A 24,523-nucleotide genomic window follows, 5' to 3' on the forward strand; every position below is an offset into this window, starting at 1 on the left:
GCTTGCCGACTGACCCCGGATTTGAGTGACCACCATGCCAAAACGTACAGACATCAAAAGCATCCTGATTCTCGGCGCTGGCCCGATCGTGATCGGCCAGGCCTGCGAATTCGACTACTCCGGCGCCCAGGCCTGTAAAGCCCTGCGCGAGGAAGGTTTCCGCGTCATCCTGGTGAACTCCAACCCAGCCACCATCATGACCGACCCGGCCATGGCCGACGCCACCTACATCGAGCCGATCAAGTGGCAGTCGGTGGCCAAGATCATCGAGAAAGAGCGCCCAGACGCCGTATTGCCGACCATGGGTGGCCAGACTGCACTGAACTGCGCCCTGGACCTGGAGCGCCACGGCGTTCTGGAGAAGTTCGGCGTAGAGATGATCGGTGCCAACGCCGACACCATCGACAAGGCTGAAGACCGTTCGCGCTTCGACAAGGCGATGAAGGACATCGGCCTGGAGTGCCCGCGCTCCGGTATCGCCCACAGCATGGAAGAGGCCAATGCGGTCCTCGAGAAGCTCGGCTTCCCATGCATCATCCGCCCGTCGTTCACCATGGGTGGCACTGGCGGTGGTATTGCTTACAACCGTGAAGAGTTCGAAGAAATCTGCACCCGTGGTCTGGACCTGTCGCCGACCAAAGAGCTGCTGATCGACGAATCGCTGATCGGCTGGAAAGAGTACGAGATGGAAGTGGTCCGCGACAAAAAGGACAACTGCATCATCGTCTGCTCCATCGAAAACTTCGACCCGATGGGTGTGCACACCGGTGACTCGATCACTGTCGCTCCGGCACAGACCCTGACCGACAAGGAATACCAGATCATGCGCAACGCCTCGCTGGCGGTGCTGCGTGAAATCGGTGTGGAAACCGGCGGTTCCAACGTGCAGTTCGGCATTTGCCCGAACACTGGCCGTATGGTCGTGATCGAGATGAACCCGCGCGTTTCGCGTTCGTCCGCCCTGGCTTCCAAGGCTACCGGCTTCCCGATCGCCAAGATCGCCGCCAAGCTGGCCATTGGCTACACCCTCGACGAGCTGCAGAACGACATCACTGGCGGCCGCACCCCGGCTTCCTTCGAGCCGTCGATCGACTACGTCGTCACCAAGCTGCCACGCTTCGCCTTCGAGAAATTCCCGAAAGCCGACGCCCGCCTGACCACCCAAATGAAATCCGTGGGTGAAGTCATGGCCATCGGCCGTACCTTCCAGGAATCCCTGCAGAAAGCCCTGCGCGGCCTGGAAGTCGGTGCTTGCGGCCTCGACCCTAAAGTCGACCTGGCCAGCCCGGAAGCTGCCAGCATCCTCAAGCGCGAGCTGACCGTGCCGGGTGCCGAGCGTATCTGGTACGTGGCTGACGCCATGCGTTCGGGCATGACCTGTGAAGAAATCTTCGCCCTGACCGGTATCGACATGTGGTTCCTGGTGCAGATGGAAGATCTGATCAAGGAAGAAGAGAAGGTCAAGACCCTGGCCCTGTCGGCGATCGACAAGGACTACATGCTGCGCCTCAAGCGCAAGGGCTTCTCGGATCAGCGTCTGGCTGTGTTGCTGGGCATCACCGACAAGAACCTGCGCCGTCACCGCCACAAGCTGGAAGTGTTCCCGGTGTACAAGCGCGTCGACACCTGCGCCGCCGAGTTCGCCACCGACACCGCCTACCTGTACTCCACCTATGAGGAAGAGTGCGAGGCCAACCCGTCGACCCGCGACAAGATCATGATCCTGGGTGGCGGCCCTAACCGTATCGGCCAGGGTATCGAGTTCGACTACTGCTGCGTACACGCTGCCCTGGCGCTGCGTGAAGACGGTTACGAGACCATCATGGTCAACTGCAACCCGGAAACTGTCTCTACCGACTACGACACTTCCGACCGTCTGTACTTCGAGCCGCTGACCCTGGAAGACGTGCTGGAAGTCTGCCGCGTCGAGAAGCCGAAAGGCGTGATCGTTCACTACGGCGGCCAGACCCCGCTGAAACTGGCCCGCGCTCTGGAAGAAGCTGGCGTACCGATCATCGGTACCAGTCCTGACGCCATCGACCGCGCCGAAGACCGTGAGCGCTTCCAGCAGATGGTTCAGCGCCTGAGCCTGCTGCAGCCGCCAAACGCCACCGTGCGCAGTGAAGAAGAAGCCATCCGCGCTGCGGGCGGCATCGGTTACCCGCTGGTTGTGCGCCCATCCTACGTACTGGGCGGCCGCGCCATGGAAATCGTCTACGAGCTGGACGAGCTGAAGCGCTACCTGCGTGAAGCGGTTCAGGTGTCGAACGACAGCCCGGTACTGCTCGACCACTTCCTCAACTGCGCCATCGAGATGGACGTGGATGCGGTGTGCGACGGCACCGACGTGGTCATCGGCGCGATCATGCAGCACATCGAACAGGCCGGCGTTCACTCCGGTGACTCGGCGTGCTCGCTGCCTCCTTACTCGCTGAGCAAGGAAGTGCAGGACGAAGTCCGCGTACAGGTCAAGAAAATGGCCCTGGAGCTGGGCGTGGTCGGCCTGATGAACGTGCAGCTGGCCCTGCAGGGCGACAAGATCTACGTGATCGAAGTCAACCCGCGTGCCTCGCGTACCGTGCCGTTCGTGTCCAAGTGCATCGGCACTTCCCTGGCCATGATCGCCGCCCGCGTCATGGCTGGCAAAACCCTGAAAGAGCTGGGCTTCACCCAGGAAATCATCCCGAACTTCTACAGCGTCAAGGAAGCCGTCTTCCCGTTCGCCAAGTTCCCAGGGGTTGACCCGATCCTCGGCCCTGAGATGAAATCGACCGGTGAAGTCATGGGTGTCGGTGACAGCTTCGGTGAAGCCTTCGCCAAGGCTCAGATGGGTGCGAGCGAAGTGCTGCCGACCGGCGGTACCGCGTTCATCAGCGTGCGTGACGACGACAAGCCACAAGTGGCAGGCGTTGCTCGCGACCTGATCGCCCTGGGCTTCGAAGTGGTTGCAACTGCTGGCACCGCCAAGGTTATCGAGGCGGCTGGCCTGAAAGTACGCCGTGTGAACAAGGTGACCGAAGGTCGCCCGCACGTGGTCGACATGATCAAGAACGACGAAGTGTCGCTGATCATCAACACCACCGAAGGCCGCCAGTCGATCGCCGATTCCTACTCGATTCGTCGCAATGCGCTGCAGCACAAGATTTACTGCACCACGACCATTGCGGCCGGTGAAGCCATCTGCGAAGCGCTGAAGTTTGGTCCGGAAAAGACCGTTCGTCGCTTGCAAGATCTGCATGCAGGACTGAAAGCATGAGCATTACCAAGTACCCGATGACCGTCCAGGGCGCTCGCGCCCTGGAAGAGGAGCACCTGTTCCTGAGCAAGACCGAGCGCCCACGCCTGAGCCAGGCGATCGGTGAAGCACGTGAGCTGGGTGACCTCAAGGAAAACGCCGAATACCATGCTGCCCGTGAAGAGCAGGGCATGGTCGAGGCGCGTATCCGCGATATCGAAGGCCGTCTGCAGAATTCGGTCGTGATCGACGTGACCACGATCCCTCACACCGGCAAGGTGATTTTCGGTACCACCGTGGTACTGGCCAACACCGAAACCGATGAAGAGGTGACCTATCAGATCGTCGGCGAGGATGAAGCCGACGTGAAACAGGGCAAGCTCTCAAGCGGTGCGCCGATTGCCCGTGCCATCATCGGCAAGGAAGAAGGTGATACTGTCGTCGTCAAGACGCCTAGCGGCACGGTCGAGTACGAGATTGTCGAAGTCAAGCACATCTGACCGGCGCCTGCGGGCGCCATCCCTCGAGGGGATCCTCTGGCAATTGGCCCAGGTGTTCTGGGTCGGTGGCCTGTGGGTGTTCCATGTGGGGCTGGTGCCTGCGCTCAAGGTCAGTGGCCTGGCGCCGCTGCTGGTGCAGGATATCGCCGGGCAGATCGACCGCTGGTTGATCGGCGTGGCGTTGCTTGGTTTGTTGACCCAGCTTGCGGTGCTGGCGAGGGTGGACGGCCTGGCGGCCTGGTGGCGGCAGTTTCGTGGCCAGATGTTGTTGCTCGGTTTCGGTGCGTGCGTGGGGTATTACACCTTGCGCTACGGTATTTCCGTAGGCGAGCGCTGGCAGATGTTCTGTTTCCTGGTACTGGGTTTTTCCGGCATCGTGCTGGTGGCCCAACCGGTCCCGGTCAGGGCGCGTTCACCGCGCCACTGATCGGAGCTACCGTTACTTGTAACGGTGGATGTTGGACAGCTGCTTGTTCGGCTGTGGGTTCTTGCGGTAGATCAGGGCTTTCTTGCCGATGGTCTGCACCAGCTCGGCACGGCCGGCCTTGCACAGTTCTGCAATGGTTTCGGCACGTTCTTCGCGGTCTTCCGAGCGAATTTCGACCTTGATCAGCTCATGGTCGACCAGCGCGCGCTCCAATTCGGCGATGACGCCTTCATTCAAACCGTTGCCAGCAACGATCAGGACCGGCTTCAGGTCATGACCAATGGACTTGTATTGCTTCTTCTGCTCGTTATTGAGCGGCATAATCTGACCCTTTCCGTCTGATTCTGTAAAATTGACCGGCATTTTACCCGAGGGCCACCGGCTCCGCCCAGTCAATCACGACGCATATCATCGAGGTGCCCCGTGGTACAACGTTCCAAAAGCAGCGCCAACTGGCTGCGAGAGCATTTTAACGACCCTTTTGTGAAGCAGGCGCAGAAGGATGGCTACCGCTCGCGTGCGAGCTACAAACTGCTGGAGATCCAGGAGAAGGACCGTCTGATCCGCCCTGGCATGAGTGTGATCGACCTCGGCGCCGCGCCTGGTGGCTGGTCCCAGGTGACCAGTCGTCTGATTGGTGGCCAGGGTCGCCTGATCGCTTCCGACATTCTGGAAATGGACTCGATCGCTGATGTGACCTTCATTCAGGGTGACTTCACCCACGATGAAGTGCTGCAGCGCATTCTCGAGGCGGTCGGCGATTCGCACGTAGACCTTGTGATTTCCGACATGGCCCCCAATATGAGTGGTACGCCCGCGGTGGACATACCGCGTGCCATGTTCCTCTGTGAGCTGGCCCTCGATCTGGCGACCCGCGTACTCAAGCCCGGCGGCGACTTCCTGATCAAGATTTTCCAGGGCGAAGGTTTTGACGTGTACCTGAAGGACGTGCGCAGCAAGTTCGACAAAGTGCAAATGCGCAAGCCATCTTCGTCGCGGGATCGCTCCCGTGAGCAATACCTGTTGGGCAGAGGCTTCAAAGGGGCATGAAAGGTGTGAAGCGGGGTGGCCGATAGTTAATTCCAATCGGCCACTGCGTCAGGATCGTCCGAACTTCGTGTAGTCTAGCTTTCACAAAGGGTTACAGACGGTGCCTGCGGCTGCGTAGGTAATGTAGTAAGTTAGGGCGATGAATATCATGCGAGGCACGGCTGCGTCGTGCGCCGGCCTCAGAGGGTAGCGAATTGAACGACATGGCAAAGAATCTGATCCTGTGGTTGATCATCGCAGCTGTCCTGGTGACAGTGATGAACAACTTCTCCAGCCCTAACGAGCCGCAGACCCTCAACTACTCCGACTTCATCCAGCAGGTCAAGGATGGCAAGGTCGAGCGTGTGACCGTAGACGGCTACATCATTACCGGCAAGCGCGCCGACGGCGACAGCTTCAAGACCGTGCGTCCGGCCATTACCGACAATGGCCTGATCGGCGACCTGGTCGACAACCATGTGGTTGTCGAAGGCAAGCAGCCTGAGCAGCAGAGCATCTGGACGCAGCTGTTGGTGGCGAGCTTCCCGATCCTGGTGATCATTGCCGTGTTCATGTTCTTCATGCGCCAGATGCAAGGCGGCGCAGGCGGAAAGGGCGGGCCGATGAGCTTTGGCAAGAGCAAGGCGCGCCTGCTGTCCGAAGACCAGGTCAAGACCACGCTGGCCGACGTTGCCGGCTGCGACGAAGCCAAGGAAGAGGTTGGCGAGCTGGTCGAGTTCCTGCGCGATCCAGGCAAGTTCCAGCGCCTGGGTGGCCGCATTCCACGTGGTGTGCTGATGGTTGGCCCGCCCGGTACCGGTAAGACCTTGCTGGCCAAGGCCATTGCTGGCGAAGCGAAAGTGCCGTTCTTCACCATTTCCGGTTCGGACTTCGTGGAGATGTTCGTCGGTGTCGGTGCCAGCCGTGTGCGCGACATGTTCGAGCAGGCCAAGAAGCACGCCCCGTGCATCATCTTCATCGACGAGATCGACGCCGTTGGTCGCCACCGTGGCGCCGGCATGGGCGGCGGTCACGACGAGCGTGAGCAAACCCTCAACCAGTTGCTGGTGGAGATGGACGGCTTCGAGATGAACGATGGCATCATCGTTATCGCTGCTACCAACCGTCCGGACGTACTCGACCCTGCGCTGCTGCGTCCGGGTCGCTTCGACCGCCAGGTGGTGGTCGGCCTGCCGGATATCCGTGGTCGCGAACAGATCCTCAAGGTGCACATGCGCAAAGTACCGGTTGGCGAGAACGTCAACCCGGCGGTCATTGCCCGTGGTACCCCAGGCTTCTCCGGTGCCGACCTGGCCAACCTGGTCAACGAGGCTTCGCTGTTTGCCGCACGCTCCAACAAGCGCCTGGTCGAAATGAAAGAGTTCGAACTGGCCAAGGACAAGATCATGATGGGCGCCGAGCGCAAGACCATGGTCATGTCCGAGAAAGAAAAACGTAACACTGCCTACCACGAGGCTGGCCATGCCATCGTTGGTCGCCTGGTGCCAGAGCACGACCCGGTCTACAAGGTTTCGATCATTCCGCGCGGTCGTGCCTTGGGCGTGACCATGTTCCTGCCGGAAGAAGACCGTTACAGCCTGTCCAAGCGCGCGCTCATCAGCCAGATCTGTTCGCTGTACGGTGGTCGTATCGCCGAAGAAATGACCCTGGGCTTCGATGGCGTGACTACCGGTGCGTCCAACGACATCATGCGTGCCAGCCAGATCGCCCGAAACATGGTGACCAAGTGGGGCTTGTCGGAAAAACTCGGCCCGCTGATGTACGCAGAAGAAGAGGGTGAGGTATTCCTCGGTCGTAGCGCCGGCAGCCAGCACGCCAGTGTGTCCGGCGAGACTGCCAAGCTGATCGACTCCGAAGTGCGCAGCATCATCGATCAGTGCTACGCCACTGCCAAGCAGCTGCTGATCGAGAATCGAGACAAGCTTGAAGCGATGACCGAAGCGTTGATGAAGTACGAAACCATCGATGCCGATCAGATCGACGACATCATGGCTGGGCGTACGCCACGCGAGCCGCGTGACTGGGACGATGACAAGGACTCGGGTACGCCTGCGGCCCAGAATGATCGTCCGGAATCGCCAATCGGCGGCCCAGCAGCTCAACACTAAGGGCATCTATGAGCTCAGTGCAGTACCCGACCCGGTTGCCTTGCGGCAACCGGGTTCTTGATTTGTCACGTACCCATGTCATGGGTATTCTCAATATCACCCCCGATTCCTTCTCCGATGGCGGGCGCTTCAGTCAGCGTGACGAGGCCCTGCGCCATGCCGAGGCAATGGTTGCCGCCGGCGCTACGCTGATCGACATCGGCGGCGAGTCCACGCGGCCGGGCGCACGCGCAGTATCGGTGACCGAAGAGCTGGAGCGGGTGGCGCCAATGGTTGAGGCGATCAATAGTCGCCTTGACGTGGTCATCTCGGTCGATACCTCGACGCCTGCCGTCATCCGCGAGTCCGCGCGTCTAGGCGCCGGGCTGATCAATGACGTGCGCGCCCTGGAGCGCGATGGCGCTCTGGACGCCGCGGCCGATACTGGCCTGCCGGTGTGCCTCATGCACATGCGTGGCGAGCCGGGTAACATGCAGGATGACCCGCATTACGAAGATGTGACCGCCGACGTTGCGCGTTATCTTGAGCAGCGGATGGCCGCCTGTTCGGCGGCGGGCATCGATTCAAACAGAATCATTCTTGATCCGGGCTTTGGTTTCGCCAAGACACTGGCGCACAACCTGAGCCTGTTCAAGCACATGGAAGCGCTCTATCGCCTTGGGCGCCCACTGCTGGTGGGTGTTTCACGAAAGAGCATGATCGGCCTGACGCTGGAACGTCCGGTCGGCGAGCGCTTGTACGGCAGCCTTGCGCTGGCGGCGTTGGCCATGACCAAGGGGGCGAGCATACTTCGTGTCCATGATGTGGCCGAAACTGTCGATGTAGTGCGCATGATCGCTGCGGTGCAAAACGCCGAATAAGAACATTGGAGTCCCTATGAGCAGAAAATACTTTGGTACCGACGGCATTCGTGGCCGCGTCGGCGAATACCCGATCACGCCTGACTTCATGCTGAAGCTTGGCTGGGCGGCTGGCATGGCGTTCCGCAAGCAGGGCCATTGCCGGGTGCTGGTGGGCAAGGACACGCGTATCTCTGGTTACATGTTCGAGTCCGCGCTCGAAGCCGGCCTGGCCGCCGCGGGTGCCGATGTCATGCTGCTGGGGCCAATGCCTACACCAGCCATCGCCTACCTGACGCGCACATTCCATGCCCAGGCGGGCATTGTCATCAGTGCCTCGCACAACCCGCACGAAGACAACGGCATCAAGTTCTTCTCCGGTCAGGGCACCAAGCTGCCTGACGAAGTCGAGCTGATGATCGAGGAACTGCTCGACCAGCCGATGACGGTTGTCGATTCGAGCAAGCTGGGCAAGGTGTCGCGCATCAACGACGCGGCGGGCCGCTACATCGAATTCTGCAAGAGCAGCGTGCCGAGCAGCACCAGCTTCGATGGCCTCAAACTGGTGGTCGATTGCGCCCACGGCGCCACCTACAAGGTCGCGCCAAGCGTGTTCCGCGAGTTGGGTGCCGATGTGACCGTGCTGCATGCGCAACCAGACGGCCTGAACATCAACGAAGGCTGCGGCTCGACCCACATCGAATCGCTGCAGGCTGCCGTGCTGGTGGGCCATGCCGACCTTGGCATTGCCTTCGATGGCGACGGTGATCGGGTGCTGATGGTCGACCACACCGGCGCCATCGTCGACGGTGACGAACTGCTGTTCATCATTGCTCGCGACTTGCACGATCGTGGCAAGCTGCAAGGTGGGGTAGTCGGCACGCTGATGAGCAACCTGGGCCTGGAGCTTGCACTGAAAGACCTGGATATCCCGTTCGTGCGGGCCAAGGTCGGCGACCGTTATGTCATGGCTGAGCTGCTGGAGCGCGAGTGGCTGGTTGGTGGCGAAAACTCCGGCCATGTCGTGTGCTGCAACCACACCACCACCGGTGACGCGATCATTGCCGCTTTGCAGGTGCTGATGGCGCTCAAGCGCCGTGGCGAAACCTTGGCGCAGGCCCGTCAGGCGCTGCGCAAGTGCCCGCAGGTGTTGATCAACGTGCGCTTCGGCGCCAGCAAGGTCGACCCGCTGGAGCACCCGGCCGTCAAGGATGCCAGTGCCAAGGTCACTGAAGCGTTGGCCGGTCGCGGTCGTGTGCTGTTGCGCAAGTCTGGTACCGAGCCGCTGGTGCGGGTCATGGTCGAAGGCGAAGACGAAACCCAGGTGCGTGGCCATGCTGAAGCACTGGCCAAACTGGTTGGCGAAGTTTGTGTCTGATGGCGCTTGCCAGCGCAGATCTGGTTGGGTAAGATCTGCGCCCACTTTGACCGACGAGGTAAAGCATGCGTCGCCCTATGGTAGCTGGTAACTGGAAGATGCACGGTACCCGCGCTAGCGTCGCTGAGCTGACCGAAGGCTTGAGCAATCTCGCCTTGCCGAGCGGAGTGGAAGTCGCGGTATTTCCACCAGCCCTGTTCATCAATCAAGTGATCGATGGCTTGGCGGGTAAAGAAATTACTGTCGGCGCACAGAATTCTGCTGTACAACCCGAACAGGGTGCGCTGACCGGGGAAGTTGCTCCGGAGCAGCTGGTTGAAGCAGGTTGCAAGTTGGTGTTGATTGGTCACTCGGAGCGTCGCCAAGTCATTGGTGAAACCGACGAAGTGCTCAATCGCAAGTTTGCAGCGGCCCAGGCCAAAGGTTTGAAGCCAGTGCTTTGCATCGGGGAAACCCTTGAAGAGCGCGAGGCTGGCAAAACGCTTGAAGTTGTCGGGCGTCAACTAAGCAGTATCATCGAAGCATTCGGTGTTAAGGCTTTTGCCAATGCAGTAATCGCCTATGAGCCTGTATGGGCCATCGGCACTGGCCTTACGGCCACGCCACAGCAGGCCCAGGATGTGCACGCCGCCATCCGCGGCCAGCTGGCGGCAGAAGATGCTGAAGTAGCTGCGAAGGTGCAGTTGCTCTACGGCGGCAGCGTGAAGGCGGCCAATGCGGCCGAACTGTTCGGCATGCCGGATATCGATGGGGGTCTCATTGGTGGGGCTTCCCTGAACGCAGACGAATTCGGTGCAATTTGTCGCGCCGCAGGAAACTGAACAAATGCTGGAAACAGTCATCGTTGTTTTTCATCTGTTGGCAGCGCTGTCGCTTGTAGTGCTGGTTCTGTTGCAACAGGGTAAAGGTGCTGAAGCAGGTGCATCTTTCGGCGCGGGTGCCTCAAACACCGTGTTCGGGAGCCAAGGCTCTGCAACGTTCCTAAGTAAATTAACTGCTATACTCGCTGCCACTTTCTTTTTGACAGCACTTGGGTTAGGATACTTCGCGAAGCAACAAGCTCACCAGCTTAGCCAAGCAGGTCTTCCAGATCCAGCAGTGCTAGAAGTGAAAGAGCCGCAAAAACCGGCAGTTAATGATGATGTACCGGTGCTCCAACAGCAGAAGAGCGAAACCACCAATAACACGGGTGATGTACCTCCTCCGGCAGAAGAGCAGAAGTAACGGGTTTCAAGTAGTAGTATTGCCGAGGTGGTGGAATTGGTAGACACGCAACCTTGAGGTGGTTGTGCCCATAGGGTGTAGGGGTTCGAGTCCCCTTCTCGGTACCAATTAAAGCTTGAGAGCCCGCTTTAGCGGGCTTTCTTGTAGGTGAATGTTTGGATTTGACCCTCAGTAGGGTTCGGTCTTATACTTTTGCCCCAGCTTTGTCGCGGGGTGGAGCAGCTTGGTAGCTCGTCGGGCTCATAACCCGAAGGTCGTTGGTTCAAATCCAGCCCCCGCAACCAGCTTCAGCGGAGCCCCTTTTCAGGGGCTTTTTGCTAACCGAACAGTTTTCGGCGTCGTTGTCCAACGGCGCTTTCAGGGATGGGCGCTTCGCCCATTTTTTATTTGCACAGCATGCACGAGGGGGTTCAGGTGTCGAGCAAGCTAGAACAGTTGCAGGCCTTGTTGGCCCCGGTTGTCGAGGGTCTGGGCTATCAGTGCTGGGGGATCGAATATGTTTCCCAGGGTAAGCATTCGGTACTGCGCATCTACATCGACAAGGAAGGCGGCATTCTGGTGGAGGACTGCGAAGCGGTCAGTCGTCAGGCCAGCGCAATCCTCGATGTGGAAGATCCAATCAGCAGTGAGTACACCCTCGAGGTGTCTTCTCCAGGCATGGATCGCCCACTGTTCACTCTGGAACAGTTTGCCTCGCATGCCGGCGAACAAGTGAAGATCAAGCTGCGCTCACCCTTCGAGGGTCGTCGTAACTTCCAGGGCCTTCTCCGTGGTGTGGAGGAGCAGGATGTGGTGGTCCAGGTGGACAACCAAGAGTTCCTGTTACCGATCGACTCGATCGACAAGGCCAATATTATTCCCAGTTTTGACTGAGACGTGCCGGGCCCGGCGGACTATCCGGGCCCAATGGCTTGCGCAAGGCGAGGCGTACGATGAGCAAAGAAGTACTGCTGGTTGTTGAATCGGTATCCAACGAAAAAGGTGTACCGCCCGGCGTCATTTTCGAAGCGCTGGAAGTGGCCCTGGCCACTGCAACCAAAAAACGTTTTGAAGACGAAGTCGACCTGCGTGTGGAAATCAATCGCCACACCGGTAGCTACGAGACTTTCCGTCGTTGGACCGTGGTCGACGAAGCCGATCTTGATGATCCGGCAATCGAGACCTGGCTGGACAAGATCAAGGACACCCACCCTGAAGCCAAGGTCGGTGACGTGATCGAGGAGAAGATCGAGTCCATCGAGTTCGGTCGTATCGCCGCCCAGACCGCCAAGCAGGTCATCGTGCAGAAGGTCCGTGAGGCCGAGCGCGCCCAGGTGGTTGATGCCTACCGCGAACGCGTGGGCGAGATCATCTCCGGTACCGTTAAAAAGGTTACCCGCGACAACGTCATCGTTGACCTGGGCAACAATGCCGAGGCCTTGCTGGCTCGCGAAGACATCATTCCGCGCGAAACCTTCCGTGTTGGCGTGCGCCTGCGTGCGCTGCTCAAGGAAATTCGCACTGAAAACCGTGGCCCACAGCTGATTCTGTCGCGCACCGCGCCGCAGATGCTGATCGAGCTTTTCCGCATTGAAGTGCCGGAAATCGCCGAGGGCCTCATCGAAGTCATGGCTGCTTCCCGTGATCCGGGTTCGCGAGCCAAGATCGCCGTCCGCTCCAAGGACAAGCGTATCGACCCGCAAGGTGCCTGCATCGGCATGCGTGGTTCGCGCGTCCAGGCCGTATCCGGGGAGCTGGGTGGTGAGCGTGTGGATATCGTCCTGTGGGACGATAACCCGGCGCAGTTCGTCATCAACGCCATGTCGCCGGCCGAAGTCGCGGCGATCATCGTTGATGAAGATGCCCATGCCATGGACATCGCCGTCGCCGAGGACAACCTGGCCCAGGCCATTGGCCGTGGCGGTCAGAACGTTCGCCTGGCCAGTCAGTTGACCGGCTGGACCCTGAACGTGATGACCGAGAAGGACATCCAGGCCAAGCAACAGGCCGAAACCGGTGACATCCTGCGCAATTTCATCGATGAACTGGAAGTCGACGAGGAGCTGGCCCAAGTGCTGGTCGACGAAGGCTTCACCAGCCTCGAAGAAATTGCCTACGTACCGTTGGAAGAAATGCTCAACATCGATGGCTTTGACGAAGATATCGTCAATGAGCTCCGCGCTCGAGCCAAGGACCGTTTGTTGACCAAGGCCATCGCTACCGAAGAAAAACTGGCAGACGCCCACCCGGCCGAAGACCTGCTCTCCCTCGAGGGCATGGACAAGGACCTGGCGGCTGAACTGGCGGTGCGCGGCGTGGTTAACCGCGAAGACCTGGCCGAGCAGTCGATCGACGATCTGCTCGACATCGACGGCATCGACGAAGAGCGTGCCGGCAAGTTGATCATGGCCGCCCGAGCCCACTGGTTCGAGTAATTAGGCGCGGCCTGAGGAGAGAAGTGCATGACGCAAGTCACGGTGAAAGAACTGGCCCAAGAGGTCGAGGCACCGGTAGAGCGCCTGCTGCAGCAGATGCGTGAGGCAGGTCTGCCGCACACCGACGCCGGTCAGGTAGTGACCGACAATGAGAAGCAGACCCTGCTGACTCATTTGAAAAGCAGCCACAAGAGCAAGGCGGAAGAGCCGCGCAAGATTACCTTGCAGCGCAAAACCACCAGCACCCTGCGTGTCGCCGGTAGCAAGAGCATCAGCGTAGAAGTACGCAAGAAGAAAGTTTTCGTGCAGCGCAGCCCGGAAGAAATCCAGGCTGAGCAGAAGCGTGAGCTGGATGAGCGCCGCGCGGCTGAAAATGCCGCTCGCGACAAGGTCGAGGCCGAAGTTCGCCAGCGCAACGAAGAGCAAGCCCGTCGTCAGGCGGCCGACTCCGCTGTAGCCGCCCCTGCGCCTGCCGCCAAGCCAGAGCCGGCTCCTGCCGCTGCCCCGGCCCCGGTAGTCGCCGACGCTCCGGCCTCCGAAGACGCTGCAGCCCGTGCTGCCGAGCGCAAGAAGGACGAGACCCGTCGCAACGAAAGCCGTACTCGCGATGACGACCGTCGTCGTGGCGAGGCGCCTCGTGTGTCGATCAAGGTCAAGGTCAAGGAGAAGGAAAAGGCGCCGACTCCGCGTGCTGCTCCGCGCACTACCGACGAAGAGAGCGATGGCGCTCGTCGTGGTCGTGGCGGCAAGGGCAAGCTGAAAAAGCGTAATCAGCACGGCTTCCAGAACCCGACTGGCCCCGTCATCCGTGACGTGACCATCGGCGAGACCATCACGGTCTCCGAGCTGGCCAACCAGATGTCCGTCAAGGGCGCTGAAGTGGTCAAGTTCATGTTCAAGATGGGTACTCCGGTCACCATCAACCAGGTGCTCGACCAGGAAACCGCTCAGCTGATCGCAGAAGAGCTGGGCCACAAGGTCACCCTGGTCAGCGACACCGCGCTGGAAGACTCCCTGGCCGAATCGCTGAAATTCGAAGGCCAGACCGAGTCGCGTGCACCGGTGGTTACTGTCATGGGTCACGTTGACCATGGTAAGACCTCGCTGCTCGACTACATCCGTCGTGCCAAGGTTGCCGCTGGCGAAGCCGGTGGTATCACCCAGCACATCGGTGCCTACCACGTGGAAACCGACCGCGGTATGGTCACCTTCCTCGACACCCCGGGCCACGCAGCTTTCACCCAGATGCGTGCACGCGGTGCCAAGGCGACCGACATCGTCATCCTGGTGGTGGCAGCGGACGACGGCGTGATGCCTCAAACCCGCGAAGCCGTTCAGCATGCCAAGGCAGCTGGCGTTCCGCTGGTGGTCGCGGTGAACAAGATCGACAAGCCAGGTGCTGACCTCGATCGCATCCGCAACGAACTGTCCGTCGAAGGCGTAACCTCCGAGGACTGGGGTGGTGACACTCCGTTCGTCAAGGTTTCGGCGAAGATGGGTACCGGCGTCGACGAACTGCTCGAAGCTGTCCTGCTGCAGGCCGAGATCCTCGAACTGACTGCAACCCCGACCGCTCCAGGTCGTGGCGTGGTCGTCGAATCGCGCCTGGACAAGGGCCGTGGCCCAGTGGCGACCATCCTGGTTCAGGACGGTACCCTGCGTCAGGGCGACATGGTTCTGTGCGGTTCCAACTATGGCCGCGTGCGTGCCATGCTCGACGAGAACGGCAAGCCTGTGAAGGAAGCCGGCCCGTCGATCCCGGTCGAAATCCTCGGCCTGGACGGTACCCCGGAAGCCGGTGACGAGCTGTCCGTGGTTGCCGACGAGAAGAAAGCCCGTGAAGTTGCCCTGTTCCGTCAAGGCAAGTACCGCGAGGTCAAGCTGGCCCGTGCTCACGCCGGCAAGCTGGAAAACATCTTCGAGACCATGGGTCAGGAAGAGAAGAAAACCCTCAACATCGTTCTCAAGACCGATGTGCGTGGTTCTCTGGAAGCACTGCAGGGCTCGCTTGGCGGCCTGGGCAACGACGAAGTGCAGGTGCGTGTGATTGGTGGTGGCGTCGGTGGTATCACCGAAAGCGACGCCAACCTGGCGCTGGCTTCGAACGCAGTACTGTTCGGCTTCAACGTGCGTGCCGATGCCGGTGCGCGCAAGATCGTCGAGCAAGAAGGTCTGGATATGCGTTACTACAACGTGATCTACGACATCATCGAAGACGTCAAGAAGGCCCTGACCGGCATGCTCGGCAGCGATGTTCGCGAGAACATCCTGGGTGTCGCCGAAGTGCGTGACGTGTTCCGTTCGCCGAAGTTCGGCGCCATCGCTGGCTGTATGGTCATCGAGGGTACCGTTTACCGCAACCGTCCGATCCGCGTATTGCGCGACGACGTTGTGATCTTCGAAGGCGAGCTGGAATCGCTGCGTCGCTTCAAGGACGACGCCTCCGAAGTGCGTTCGGGCATGGAGTGCGGTATTGGCGTCAAGAGCTACAACGACGTCAAGGTCGGCGACAAGATCGAAGTCTTCGAGAAAGTCCAGGTGGCTCGTACCCTTTAAGGGCGAGCGAGCCGCAAGCGCCCGCTACAGGGCGGCTTGCGGTACCTCTTCAGGTAGCGCCCGGTCAGGCATTCGTCTGTCCGGGCGTTTGCCGCTTTAAGTTACAGGTAGCAAGAATGGCCAAAGAATATAGCCGTACCCAACGTATTGGCGATCAGATGCAGCGCGAGCTGGCCGAACTGATCCGTCGCGAAGTCAAGGACCCACGCGTCGGTCTGGTGACCATCACCGCCGTGGACGTCAGCCGTGACCTGGGCCATGCCAAGGTGTTCATCACCGTCATGGGCGAGGAAACCCCGGACGCCGTGCAGCAGTCGCTCAAGGCATTGAACAGTGCTGCCAGCTTCCTGCGTCTGCACCTGGGGCGTTCGATGCAACTGCGCAGCGTGCCGCAGCTGCACTTCCACTTCGATGAAAGTGTCAGCCGTGGTGTGCACCTGTCGGCGCTGATCGAGCGTGCAGTGGCCGAAGACCGCCTGCACAAGGATGCCGACGAGTCGGGCACCAAGGAGTAAGTGGTGGCCCAGGTCAAACGTATCCGCCGCAATGTCAGCGGCATCATCCTGCTCGACAAGCCGCTGGGCTTCACGTCCAACGCCGCCCTGCAAAAGGTGCGCTGGCTGCTCAATGCGGAAAAGGCCGGCCACACCGGTAGCCTCGATCCGTTGGCAACCGGCGTGCTGCCGCTGTGCTTCGGCGAGGCGACCAAGTTTTCGCAGTACTTGCTCGATTCCGACAAGGGCTACGAAACCGTCATGCAGATGGGGCAGACTACCAACACCGGCGATGCCGAGGGCGAGGTACTGCAGACCCGCGACGTGACCGTTGGTCGCGCCGATATCGAGGCGCTGCTGCCACGTTTTCGTGGCCCCATCAGCCAGATACCGCCCATGTACTCGGCGCTCAAGCGTGATGGCCAGCCGCTGTACAAACTGGCGCGTGCAGGAGAGGTAGTGGAGCGCGAGGCGCGTTCTGTTACTATTAACCGCTTGGAGTTGCTCGAGTGCGAAGGCACCCGTGCACGGTTGAGCGTAGGATGCAGCAAAGGCACCTATATCCGCACCCTGGTGGAGGATATCGGTGAAGCCCTAGGCTGCGGCGCTTATGTCGCCGAGCTGCGCAGGACCCAGGCCGGGCCCTTCGCGCTGGCACAGACGGTTACCCTCGAGGAACTCGAACAGGCCCATGCCGACGGTGGCAACGAAGCGCTCGACCGCTTCCTGATGCCATCTGACAGCGGGCTGCAGGACTGGCCGATGGTCAGCCTGTCGGAACACAGTGCGTTCTACTGGCTGCATGGGCAGGCGGTACGCGCGCCGGACGCGCCACAATTTGGCATGGTCCGGGTACAGGATCATAATGCGCGCTTCATCGGTATCGGTGAAGTGAGCGAAGACGGGCGCATTGCGCCGCGTCGGCTGATTCGGTCGGAATGACCGAAACCGCGGGGCCAGGCTGTTGCCGGGTCTCACGGAATCAAGGGTGGCTGTCAGTAGGCACGGTCACACCTTTTTTATTAATACAGGGATTTGTCCCTGGCCTATTGGACCCCGCATGCGGGATCCGTTATCAGGAGAAGCCAAATGGCCCTCAGCGTTGAAGAAAAAGCTCAAATCGTTACTGACTTCCAGCAAGCCGCTGGCGACACTGGTAGCCCAGAAGTTCAGGTTGCTCTGCTGACCGCGAACATCAACAAGCTGCAAGGCCACTTCAAGGCCAACGGTAAAGACCACCACTCGCGTCGTGGCCTGATCCGTATGGTAAACCAGCGTCGTAAGCTGCTGGACTACCTGAAGGGCAAAGACACCACTCGTTACAGCGCCCTGATCGGTCGCCTGGGCCTGCGTCGCTAATAGCGGCCTGGTCAGTGGTGTGCATGGCGTGTCTCATGCATTGGCAACGCTGCCTGGCAGCGTTGTCTATGAGCATGTCATGCGTATCTCCGAGGTTGGCAGCCTGGTGAAGTTGAGCGGTTTTCCGCTCTTCAGCCAGGCTCCCAACCTCGTGTTGTATCTGGACGGTCAATGGGGCCGATTCCCTGTTCTGCCCAAGAATTCGCAAGAAACCAGTTCCCCCAAGAGCCACTGAAAAAGGTAGGAAACCGTGAACCCGGTAATCAAGACTTTCCAGTTCGGTCAATCGACCGTTACTCTCGAAACGGGCCGTATCGCCCGTCAGGCAACCGGCGCCGTGCTGGTTACCGTCGACAACGACGTCACCGTGCTGGTGACCGTGGTAGGCGCCAAACAGGCTGATCCAGGCAAGGGCTTCTTCCCGCTGTCGGTTCACTACCAGGAAAAGACCTACGCCGCCGGCAAGATCCCGGGTGGCTTCTTCAAGCGTGAAGGCCGTCCTTCCGAGAAAGAGACGCTGACCTCGCGCCTGATCGACCGTCCGATCCGTCCGCTGTTCCCGGAAGGCTTCATGAACGAAGTGCAGGTTGTCTGCACCGTGGTTTCCACCAGCAAGAAGACCGACCCGGACATCGCTGCGATGATCGGTACCTCGGCTGCCCTGGCCATTTCCGGCATCCCGTTCGAAGGCCCGATCGGCGCCGCTCGCGTTGCTTTCCACGAAAGCACCGGCTACCTGCTGAACCCGACCTACGAGCAACTGGCTGCCTCGAGCCTGGACATGGTCGTTGCCGGTACCGCCGACGCCGTACTGATGGTTGAATCGGAAGCTCAAGAGCTGACCGAAGACCAGATGCTGGGCGCTGTACTGTTCGCCCACGACGAATTCCAGGCTGTGATCCAGGCTGTCAAAGAGCTGGCCGCCGAAGCTGCCAAGCCGACCTGGGACTGGAAACCTGCAGTTGCCAACACCGAGCTGTTCAACGCTATCCGCGCCGAGTTCGGCGAAGCGGTTTCGCAGGGCTACACCATCACCGTCAAGGCCGACCGCTATGCGCGTCTGGGCGAGCTGTGCGATCAGGCGATCGCCAAGTTCTCCGGTGAAGAAGGCCAGCCTTCGGCTTCCGAAGTGAAAGAAATCTTCGGCGAAATCGAATACCGCACCGTTCGCGAAAACATCGTAAACGGCAAGCCACGTATCGACGGTCGCGACACCAAGACCGTTCGCCCGCTGAACATCGAAGTCGGCGTGCTGCCGAAGACTCACGGTTCGGCGCTGTTCACCCGTGGCGAAACCCAGGCCCTGGTCGTTGCGACCCTGGGTACTGCCCGTGACGCCCAGCTGCTGGACACCCTCGAAGGCGAGAAGAAAGACCCCTTCATGCTGCACTACAACTTCCCGCCGTTCTCGGTAGGTGAGTGCGGCCGTATGGGCGGTGCTGGCCGTCGCGAAATCGGCCACGGCCGTCTGGCCCGTCGTTCGGTTCAGGCCATGCTGCCTGCCGCTGACGTGTTCCCGTACACCATTCGCGTGGTTTCGGAAATCACCGAATCCAACGGCTCCAGCTCCATGGCTTCGGTCTGTGGTGCTTCCCTGGCGCTGATGGACGCTGGTGTGCCGATGAAGGCACCGGTTGCCGGTATCGCCATGGGCCTGGTCAAGGAAGGGGAGAAGTTCGCGGTCCTGACCGACATCCTGGGTGACGAAGACCACCTGGGCGACATGGACTTCAAAGTAGCCGGTACCGCCAAGGGCGTGACCGCGCTGCAGATGGACATCAAGATCAACGGCATCACTGAAGAGATCATGGAAATCGCCCTGGGCCAAGCCCTGGAAGCGCGCCTGAACATCCTCGGTCAGATGAACCAGATCATTGGCCAGTCGCGTACCGAACTGTCGGCCAACGCCCCGACCATGATCGCGATGAAGATCGATACCGACAAGATTCGTGACGTTATCGGCAAAGGCGGCGCCACCATTCGCGCCATCTGCGAAGAGACCAAGGCCTCGATCGACATCGAAGACGACGGCTCGATCAAGATCTTCGGCGAAACCAAGGAAGCGGCAGAGGCTGCCAAGCAGCGCATCCTGGGCATCACCGCAGAGGCCGAGATCGGCAAGATCTACGTCGGCAAGGTTGAGCGCATCGTCGACTTCGGCGCCTTCGTCAACATCCTGCCTGGCAAGGACGGCCTGGTGCACATCTCCATGCTGAGCGATGCTCGCGTCGAGAAAGTCACCGACATCCTCAAAGAAGGCCAGGAAGTCGAAGTGCTGGTACTGGACGTGGACAACCGCGGCCGTATCAAGCTGTCGATCAAGGACGTAGCTGCGGCCAAGGCCTCGGGCGTTTAAGCGACGGTTGCACGCAACACGGAAAGGGCCCTTCGGGGCCCTTTTTTCATGCGCGACGGGAACCTTTAGCGGACTTGCATCTTGCATGCAGGTTTCCCACGCTGATTGCAAAATGCACGAACGCTCAAGTGATGGCGTTTAGCTAAGTCATTGATTTATAAAGGTTCAAGCGAAGCGGTAAAGCTGGCACAGCACATGCAACTACCCTCATACCTGACGCCAGGACATACGGCGCAGACCTTTCGAAAAACAGGAGTGACCCACATGAAGAAGTTCGCCATTGCTGCCGCTACTGCCACCGCTCTGACCCTGACCATGGCTAACGCGGCATTCGCCCAGCAATCTACCCAGGCGCCGATGACTCTGGCGGCTGGTGAGGTGACCAAAGCCAAGGAAGCTACCTCCGACACCTGGATCACCACCAAGGTGAAGGCTGACCTGATGACCGAGAAAGGTGTGCCTGGCAGCGACATCAAAGTCGAAACCAACAAGGGTGTCGTGTCGCTGTCGTCCGATGTGGCGGTGACCGATGCACAGAAAGAGATGGCTGTTGCCATCGCCAAGAAGATCAAAGGTGTGCAGGCCGTTTCGGCTGATGGCCTGAAATCCGAGTAAGGAATGTCCCGTCGGCCAAACGGATTTGGCCACTTATGCACAAAGCCCCGGCCTGAGCCGGGGCTTTTTCATCTCAGCTAGTACATCGGGTTGCGCGTGATCACATCGCTTTCGAAGCATTCCTGTTCGGCGATCAGGGGCTCGACCAATGGGCGGCTATCGCGGAAATGTGCGGTCTGGGTGTGCGCGTCATACGCCGCATCATCGCGATAGATTTCGTAGAGGTAGATCACGTCTGGGTCGAACCGGTCCTGCGACACATCGAACACCAGGCAGCCTGGTTCGCTGGCGACGGAAGCTGCGGCATTGACTTTGATCGCGGTCAGGAAAGCTTCGGCGCAGCCGGGCTTCACTCGGGTCTTGATGAACAAGCTATACACAAAGCGCTCCTTTTGTTTTAAATTCTGTTTTGAATTGTATACAAAAATGGAGCCCCGCCAATGTCCGAATTGCCTGCACGCCCTGGCCGCCTGAATGGCCTGCGCCACATTGCCTTGCTGGTACCCAACCTTGAAGAGTGTGAGCGTTTCTACGTCGATGTGCTGGGCATGGAAGTGCTGAACCGCGCCAACGAGGACCTGGTGTACCTCACCTGCGGTAACGACAACCTGTCGCTGGGGCGGGGGGCAGGGGCGGCCAATGGGTTGCAGACCCTGGATCACTACGGGTTCATCGTGGACAGCGTGGAGGAGCTGGAGGCGTGGTACCAGTACTTCAAGGCCCATGGCGTGACCTTGCTGGACCGGCCTTTCAACCATGGTGACGGGGCGCGCAGCTTCCACTTGCTGGACCCGGCGGGGAACAAGGTACAGCCGCTGTATCACCCGGCGGTGTCGGGGCAGCGGTTGGTGAGTGCCTGAATTGATATCACCTGATCGGGCCCCTTCGCGGGTAAACCCGCTCCCACAAGGACTGTGCAGTACCTGTGGGAGCGGGTTTACCCGCGAAGAGGCCGGGCCTGCCTTAAGCGATTATTCGGCATCCAGATGCATCGGCGTCACCACCCGGCCATCGCTTTCAGGCTGCCCCAGGCTGGTATCGATGAAATACACCCGGTCATCTTCCAGCTTGCCCTTGTCCACTAGGTAATCCTTGATACTGCTGGCCCGCTCCTGGCCCAAGGTACGCAGCAGTGCGGTGCTCTCTGCCCAGGACTTGATCACAGCCTCGCGCAGCTTGGCGGTGCGCTCGTCGCGGCCCAGTTGCTCCCATTCGGCAGGCGGCTGCTGTTTAAGGCGAGTGCGATAGATGCCCTCAAGCATTGCCGGCTTGTCGCTGTCGTCGACCACCAGCATCGAGGCATTGGCCGGTACTTTGTCGCCACGGCGCTGCAGGATCTTGTACCAGGTGGCCTGGTACTCACGCTCCAGGCGTTGCTGGGCGATCAGCGGGCCATCACTGGCCTGGGCGCTGGTGCCTTCGATTTCCAGACGCAGTTCCGGGCGCTCCTTAAGTGCTGATGCCAGTTTGTCCAGGGACGACTGGGCATCGCCGCTGAGTTCGCTGGAACCCGGGGCGAACGCTACGTTGCCGAGGTCTTCCGCGCCCCCGCCGCTAATCAGCCCACCAATGAACTTGAACGGTGCCTGTGCCGCACGCAGCACCAGGTTACGCAGGGTTTGCCAAACAATCGGCATCACGCTGAACTGCGGGTTGTTGAGGTCGCCGGTGACCGGCAGTTCGATCGAGATCTTGCCCTCGGTATCCTTAAGCAGTGCCACCGCCAGGCGGATCGGCAGGTCGACCGCGTCCGGGCTGTCGACTTTTTCACCCAGTTGCAGCTGCTCCACCACGACCTTGTTCTCGGCCTTGAGCTGGCCGTTGGTGATCAGGTAGTGCAGGTCGAGGTTGAGCCGGCCTTTGCGGATGCGGAAGCCGGCAAATTTACCGGAGTAGGGCGTCAACGTGGTCAGCTCGACGCGCTTGAAGCTGGTGGCGATGTCCAGGCTGGCCAACGGGTTGAACGGGTTGAGAGCGCCCTTGATGGTAACCGGTGCGTAGCGGTCGACCTTGCCCTTGACGTCCACCTTGGCCGGCAGCGGCTTGCGGTTGTCGATGGTGCCGATCTGGCCATTGAGCTGCTGGATGGCCGTGGCGAAGTTGGGGGTGAGCGACAGGTCGGCGAAGTTGGCCGAGCCGTCGTTGATGTCGATCTGGCCGATGTGAATGCCCAGTGGCTTGCCGCTGCTGGCCGAGGCCGGCTTTGACGTGTTGCTCGCCGGGGCGCCGGCCGGTTGTGGGATCAGCAGGTCATTGACGTTGGTGGTGCGGTCTTCGTTGATGATGAAACGCGCATAGGGCTGCAGCAGGGTTACCTTGTCGATCGACAGTGCATCGCCGTGCACGTAGGACAAGCCGTCGACGTTCACTTGCTGCCATTTGACGAAGTCGCGGCTTTTGATGGTGTCGAGGGTGTGCAACTGGCTGACTTGCGCCTTGCCGGTGACATTGAACGCCAGCGGCGCGGTGTTCTTCAGGTATACCTTGAGGTCGCTGGAAAGCATGCCGCTGCGCAGCTCCAGCAGGATGAACGGGCTGATGTAGGCTTGGGCCACGCGCAGGTCGATGTCACGGGTGCTCACATCCAGCTTGGCCCAAATTGGCGCCAGGTTGACCTGGCCAGCCGCTTGCAGCTTGCCTTGCTTGCCCACGCCGGTGTCGAGCTTGAGGGTGAAGGGCGACTGGTTGAGGCTGTCGAAACCTTGCAGGTCGGCGTTGAGAGGGCCAATGTCCAAGGCTACCGGTTCTTTCTGGCTGCGGTCCGCCAGGTGCACCAGGTAGTTGCGCAGTTGCACATCTTTGAGCAGCACTTGCCAGGGCTTGCTGGGCGCCTTGGCGGCTTTCTCTTCAGGCGTAGGCTCGGCGGCGGCAGGTTCGGCCTTTTCCTTTGGCGTGGCCTTGGCCGGTTGGCTGGCGAACAGCTTCTGCCAGTCGAGTTGGCCGTCCTTTTCCAGTGCGGCCCAGGTTTCCAGTTTTTCGCTGCGGATCTTGCCCACGGTGACCAGTTGCTTGACCAGATCGACAGAGGTTTCGCTCACCTCCAGGCTGGCCAGGCGTGCCAACGGGCGGCCATCCGGCGCCTTGATGGCGAACGGCGCGATGCGCACGGAGGCGTTGTCCAGTTGCAACTCGGTCTGCTGGGCGAGGTTGAGCTTGTAGTGGGTGTCGAGGCTGATCACGCCGTCTTCCAGCACCAGCGGCACGGCGTCACGGACATAGGGCCAGAACGCCTTCATCTTGCCTTCGGTGACCTTCAGCGTGCCTTCGGAGGCGATCGGCGCCAGGCTGAGGGTGCCTTTCCAGTCGATACGCCCGCCGTTGGGGCCGAGGGCCACCAGGGACATGTCGGCATTGTCGTTGGGCAGGGTGCTGAGGTTTTTCAGCTCCAGGTTCATGTTGTCGTAGAGGAATTCGATCGGCTCGCTAGGGCGCTGGTCCTCGAAGTGCAGGTAGCCGTCGACCAGCTTGATGCTGCCAATACGCAACGGGAACGGGTCGCTGGGCGGCTCGTCAGGTTTGGCCTCACTGGCGGGCAGCTTGAACAACCCGGTCAGGTTGAGGGCCCCGTCCTTGGCGAACAGGACTTCGTTGCGTGGTTTGTCGAGTTCGACCGCTTCCAGATGCAGGGCTTTGGTCCACAGGCTGTCGAGCGAGAGGTTGGCGTACAACCGCTCGAACGCGACTTGCTCTTTGCCCGGCTCGCCGATCTGCAGGCCCCACAGCGTCAGCTCGAGGCTGAAGGGGTTGAGTTCGATCCGCTCGAGGTGGGCCGGCACGGTCGCGTACTGGGCCAACTGCTGGTTGGCGATGCGCAGCGCGACACCGGGGAGAATAAGGAAGCCGAGCAGGCTATAGAGGGCTACCAGGGCCACGATTGCGCCAGTGGCGCGAGTCAATCCTTTGTACATGTGTCGCTTCGTCTGTCTAAGCAGGAGTGCTTGGAGTATGGCACGTTAAATCAGTTCCGC

21 protein-coding genes and 2 tRNA genes are annotated in these 24,523 nt (G+C 60.2%); 20 read left to right on the forward strand and 3 right to left on the reverse strand.

Annotation, left to right across the window (positions count from 1 at the left end):
* Nucleotides 1–34 precede the first annotated feature (34 nt).
* The 3 genes from carB to Q9451_RS03135 are packed head-to-tail and all read left to right on the forward strand — an operon-like array spanning nucleotide 35 to nucleotide 4,162.
* Nucleotides 35–3,256: a carbamoyl-phosphate synthase large subunit gene (carB, locus tag Q9451_RS03125; protein ID WP_012274252.1), complete on the forward strand. Its 3,222-nt coding sequence runs from the start codon at nucleotides 35–37 to the stop codon at nucleotides 3,254–3,256.
* Nucleotides 3,253–3,735 carry a transcription elongation factor GreA gene (gene greA / locus Q9451_RS03130; protein WP_003249939.1) on the forward strand — a complete coding sequence of 161 codons (483 nt, stop codon included), beginning with the start codon at nucleotides 3,253–3,255 and terminating at the stop codon, nucleotides 3,733–3,735. Before carB ends, greA begins: the two co-directional genes overlap by 4 nt.
* A complete protein-coding gene (locus Q9451_RS03135) occupies nucleotides 3,713–4,162 on the forward strand; it encodes a hypothetical protein (protein WP_012053750.1) in 450 nt (149 codons plus the stop codon). The genes greA and Q9451_RS03135 overlap by 23 nt, the downstream gene beginning before the upstream one ends.
* Before the next feature lie 12 nt (nucleotides 4,163–4,174).
* Here Q9451_RS03135 and yhbY read toward each other — a convergent pair whose 3' ends face one another.
* Nucleotides 4,175–4,483, reverse strand: a complete 309-nt coding sequence (gene yhbY, locus Q9451_RS03140) for a ribosome assembly RNA-binding protein YhbY (protein ID WP_003249945.1) — start codon at nucleotides 4,481–4,483, stop codon at nucleotides 4,175–4,177.
* A 102-nt stretch (nucleotides 4,484–4,585) separates the two neighbouring features.
* Here yhbY and rlmE point away from each other — a divergent pair, with 102 nt between their 5' ends.
* From rlmE to Q9451_RS03220, 16 genes are all read left to right on the forward strand, one after another.
* Entirely contained in the window at nucleotides 4,586–5,212 is a 627-nt protein-coding gene (gene rlmE, locus Q9451_RS03145) for a 23S rRNA (uridine(2552)-2'-O)-methyltransferase RlmE (protein WP_012274251.1), read from the forward strand.
* 203 nt (nucleotides 5,213–5,415) lie between these two features.
* Complete coding sequence (gene ftsH / locus Q9451_RS03150; protein WP_012274250.1) at nucleotides 5,416–7,320, forward strand: ATP-dependent zinc metalloprotease FtsH; 1,905 nt, start codon at nucleotides 5,416–5,418, stop codon at nucleotides 7,318–7,320.
* Nucleotides 7,321–7,328: 8 nt separating this feature from the next.
* Complete coding sequence (gene folP, locus Q9451_RS03155; RefSeq protein WP_012274249.1) at nucleotides 7,329–8,180, forward strand: dihydropteroate synthase; 852 nt, start codon at nucleotides 7,329–7,331, stop codon at nucleotides 8,178–8,180.
* Nucleotides 8,181–8,196: 16 nt separating this feature from the next.
* Nucleotides 8,197–9,537 carry a phosphoglucosamine mutase gene (gene glmM / locus Q9451_RS03160; protein ID WP_012274248.1) on the forward strand — a complete coding sequence of 447 codons (1,341 nt, stop codon included), beginning with the start codon at nucleotides 8,197–8,199 and terminating at the stop codon, nucleotides 9,535–9,537.
* Nucleotides 9,538–9,602: 65 nt separating this feature from the next.
* Complete coding sequence (gene tpiA, locus Q9451_RS03165; protein WP_012274247.1) at nucleotides 9,603–10,358, forward strand: triose-phosphate isomerase; 756 nt, start codon at nucleotides 9,603–9,605, stop codon at nucleotides 10,356–10,358.
* 4 nt (nucleotides 10,359–10,362) lie between these two features.
* Nucleotides 10,363–10,761, forward strand: a complete 399-nt coding sequence (secG, locus tag Q9451_RS03170; protein ID WP_012274246.1) for a preprotein translocase subunit SecG — start codon at nucleotides 10,363–10,365, stop codon at nucleotides 10,759–10,761.
* A gap of 21 nt (nucleotides 10,762–10,782) precedes the next feature.
* A tRNA-Leu gene (locus Q9451_RS03175) sits at nucleotides 10,783–10,868 on the forward strand.
* Nucleotides 10,869–10,968: 100 nt separating this feature from the next.
* Nucleotides 10,969–11,045 (forward strand) — tRNA-Met (locus tag Q9451_RS03180).
* 130 nt (nucleotides 11,046–11,175) lie between these two features.
* Nucleotides 11,176–11,634 (forward strand): ribosome maturation factor RimP, encoded by a 459-nt coding sequence (rimP, locus tag Q9451_RS03185; protein ID WP_012274245.1) that lies wholly within the window; start codon nucleotides 11,176–11,178, stop codon nucleotides 11,632–11,634.
* Nucleotides 11,635–11,693: 59 nt separating this feature from the next.
* A complete protein-coding gene (gene nusA, locus Q9451_RS03190) occupies nucleotides 11,694–13,175 on the forward strand; it encodes a transcription termination factor NusA (protein WP_009685349.1) in 1,482 nt (493 codons plus the stop codon).
* A 27-nt stretch (nucleotides 13,176–13,202) separates the two neighbouring features.
* On the forward strand, nucleotides 13,203–15,731 hold the full coding sequence (infB, locus tag Q9451_RS03195; RefSeq protein ID WP_012274244.1) for a translation initiation factor IF-2: 2,529 nt from the start codon (nucleotides 13,203–13,205) through the stop codon (nucleotides 15,729–15,731).
* A 116-nt stretch (nucleotides 15,732–15,847) separates the two neighbouring features.
* Complete coding sequence (gene rbfA / locus Q9451_RS03200) at nucleotides 15,848–16,246, forward strand: 30S ribosome-binding factor RbfA (protein WP_012274243.1); 399 nt, start codon at nucleotides 15,848–15,850, stop codon at nucleotides 16,244–16,246.
* A gap of 3 nt (nucleotides 16,247–16,249) precedes the next feature.
* Nucleotides 16,250–17,167 (forward strand): tRNA pseudouridine(55) synthase TruB, encoded by a 918-nt coding sequence (gene truB, locus Q9451_RS03205; RefSeq protein WP_012274242.1) that lies wholly within the window; start codon nucleotides 16,250–16,252, stop codon nucleotides 17,165–17,167.
* A 147-nt stretch (nucleotides 17,168–17,314) separates the two neighbouring features.
* Nucleotides 17,315–17,584 (forward strand): 30S ribosomal protein S15, encoded by a 270-nt coding sequence (rpsO, locus tag Q9451_RS03210; RefSeq protein ID WP_012274241.1) that lies wholly within the window; start codon nucleotides 17,315–17,317, stop codon nucleotides 17,582–17,584.
* A gap of 250 nt (nucleotides 17,585–17,834) precedes the next feature.
* Nucleotides 17,835–19,940, forward strand: coding sequence for a polyribonucleotide nucleotidyltransferase (gene pnp / locus Q9451_RS03215; RefSeq protein WP_345960892.1), 2,106 nt, complete (start codon nucleotides 17,835–17,837; stop codon nucleotides 19,938–19,940).
* Between the two features lie 264 nt (nucleotides 19,941–20,204).
* The gene (locus tag Q9451_RS03220) at nucleotides 20,205–20,555 is read left to right on the forward strand and encodes a BON domain-containing protein (protein ID WP_012274238.1); all 351 of its coding nucleotides are present in this window, start codon (nucleotides 20,205–20,207) and stop codon (nucleotides 20,553–20,555) included.
* Between the two features lie 77 nt (nucleotides 20,556–20,632).
* Here the strand turns inward: Q9451_RS03220 and Q9451_RS03225 are convergent, their stop codons facing one another.
* Nucleotides 20,633–20,935 (reverse strand): putative quinol monooxygenase, encoded by a 303-nt coding sequence (locus Q9451_RS03225; protein WP_041166592.1) that lies wholly within the window; start codon nucleotides 20,933–20,935, stop codon nucleotides 20,633–20,635.
* Nucleotides 20,936–20,995: 60 nt separating this feature from the next.
* Here Q9451_RS03225 and Q9451_RS03230 point away from each other — a divergent pair, with 60 nt between their 5' ends.
* On the forward strand, nucleotides 20,996–21,415 hold the full coding sequence (locus Q9451_RS03230; protein ID WP_012274236.1) for a VOC family protein: 420 nt from the start codon (nucleotides 20,996–20,998) through the stop codon (nucleotides 21,413–21,415).
* 111 nt (nucleotides 21,416–21,526) lie between these two features.
* Here the strand turns inward: Q9451_RS03230 and Q9451_RS03235 are convergent, their stop codons facing one another.
* Nucleotides 21,527–24,463, reverse strand: a complete 2,937-nt coding sequence (locus Q9451_RS03235) for a DUF748 domain-containing protein (protein WP_012274235.1) — start codon at nucleotides 24,461–24,463, stop codon at nucleotides 21,527–21,529.
* Between the last annotated feature and the right edge of the window lie 60 nt (nucleotides 24,464–24,523).

This window comes from Pseudomonas sp. NY8896, from assembly GCF_039634505.1.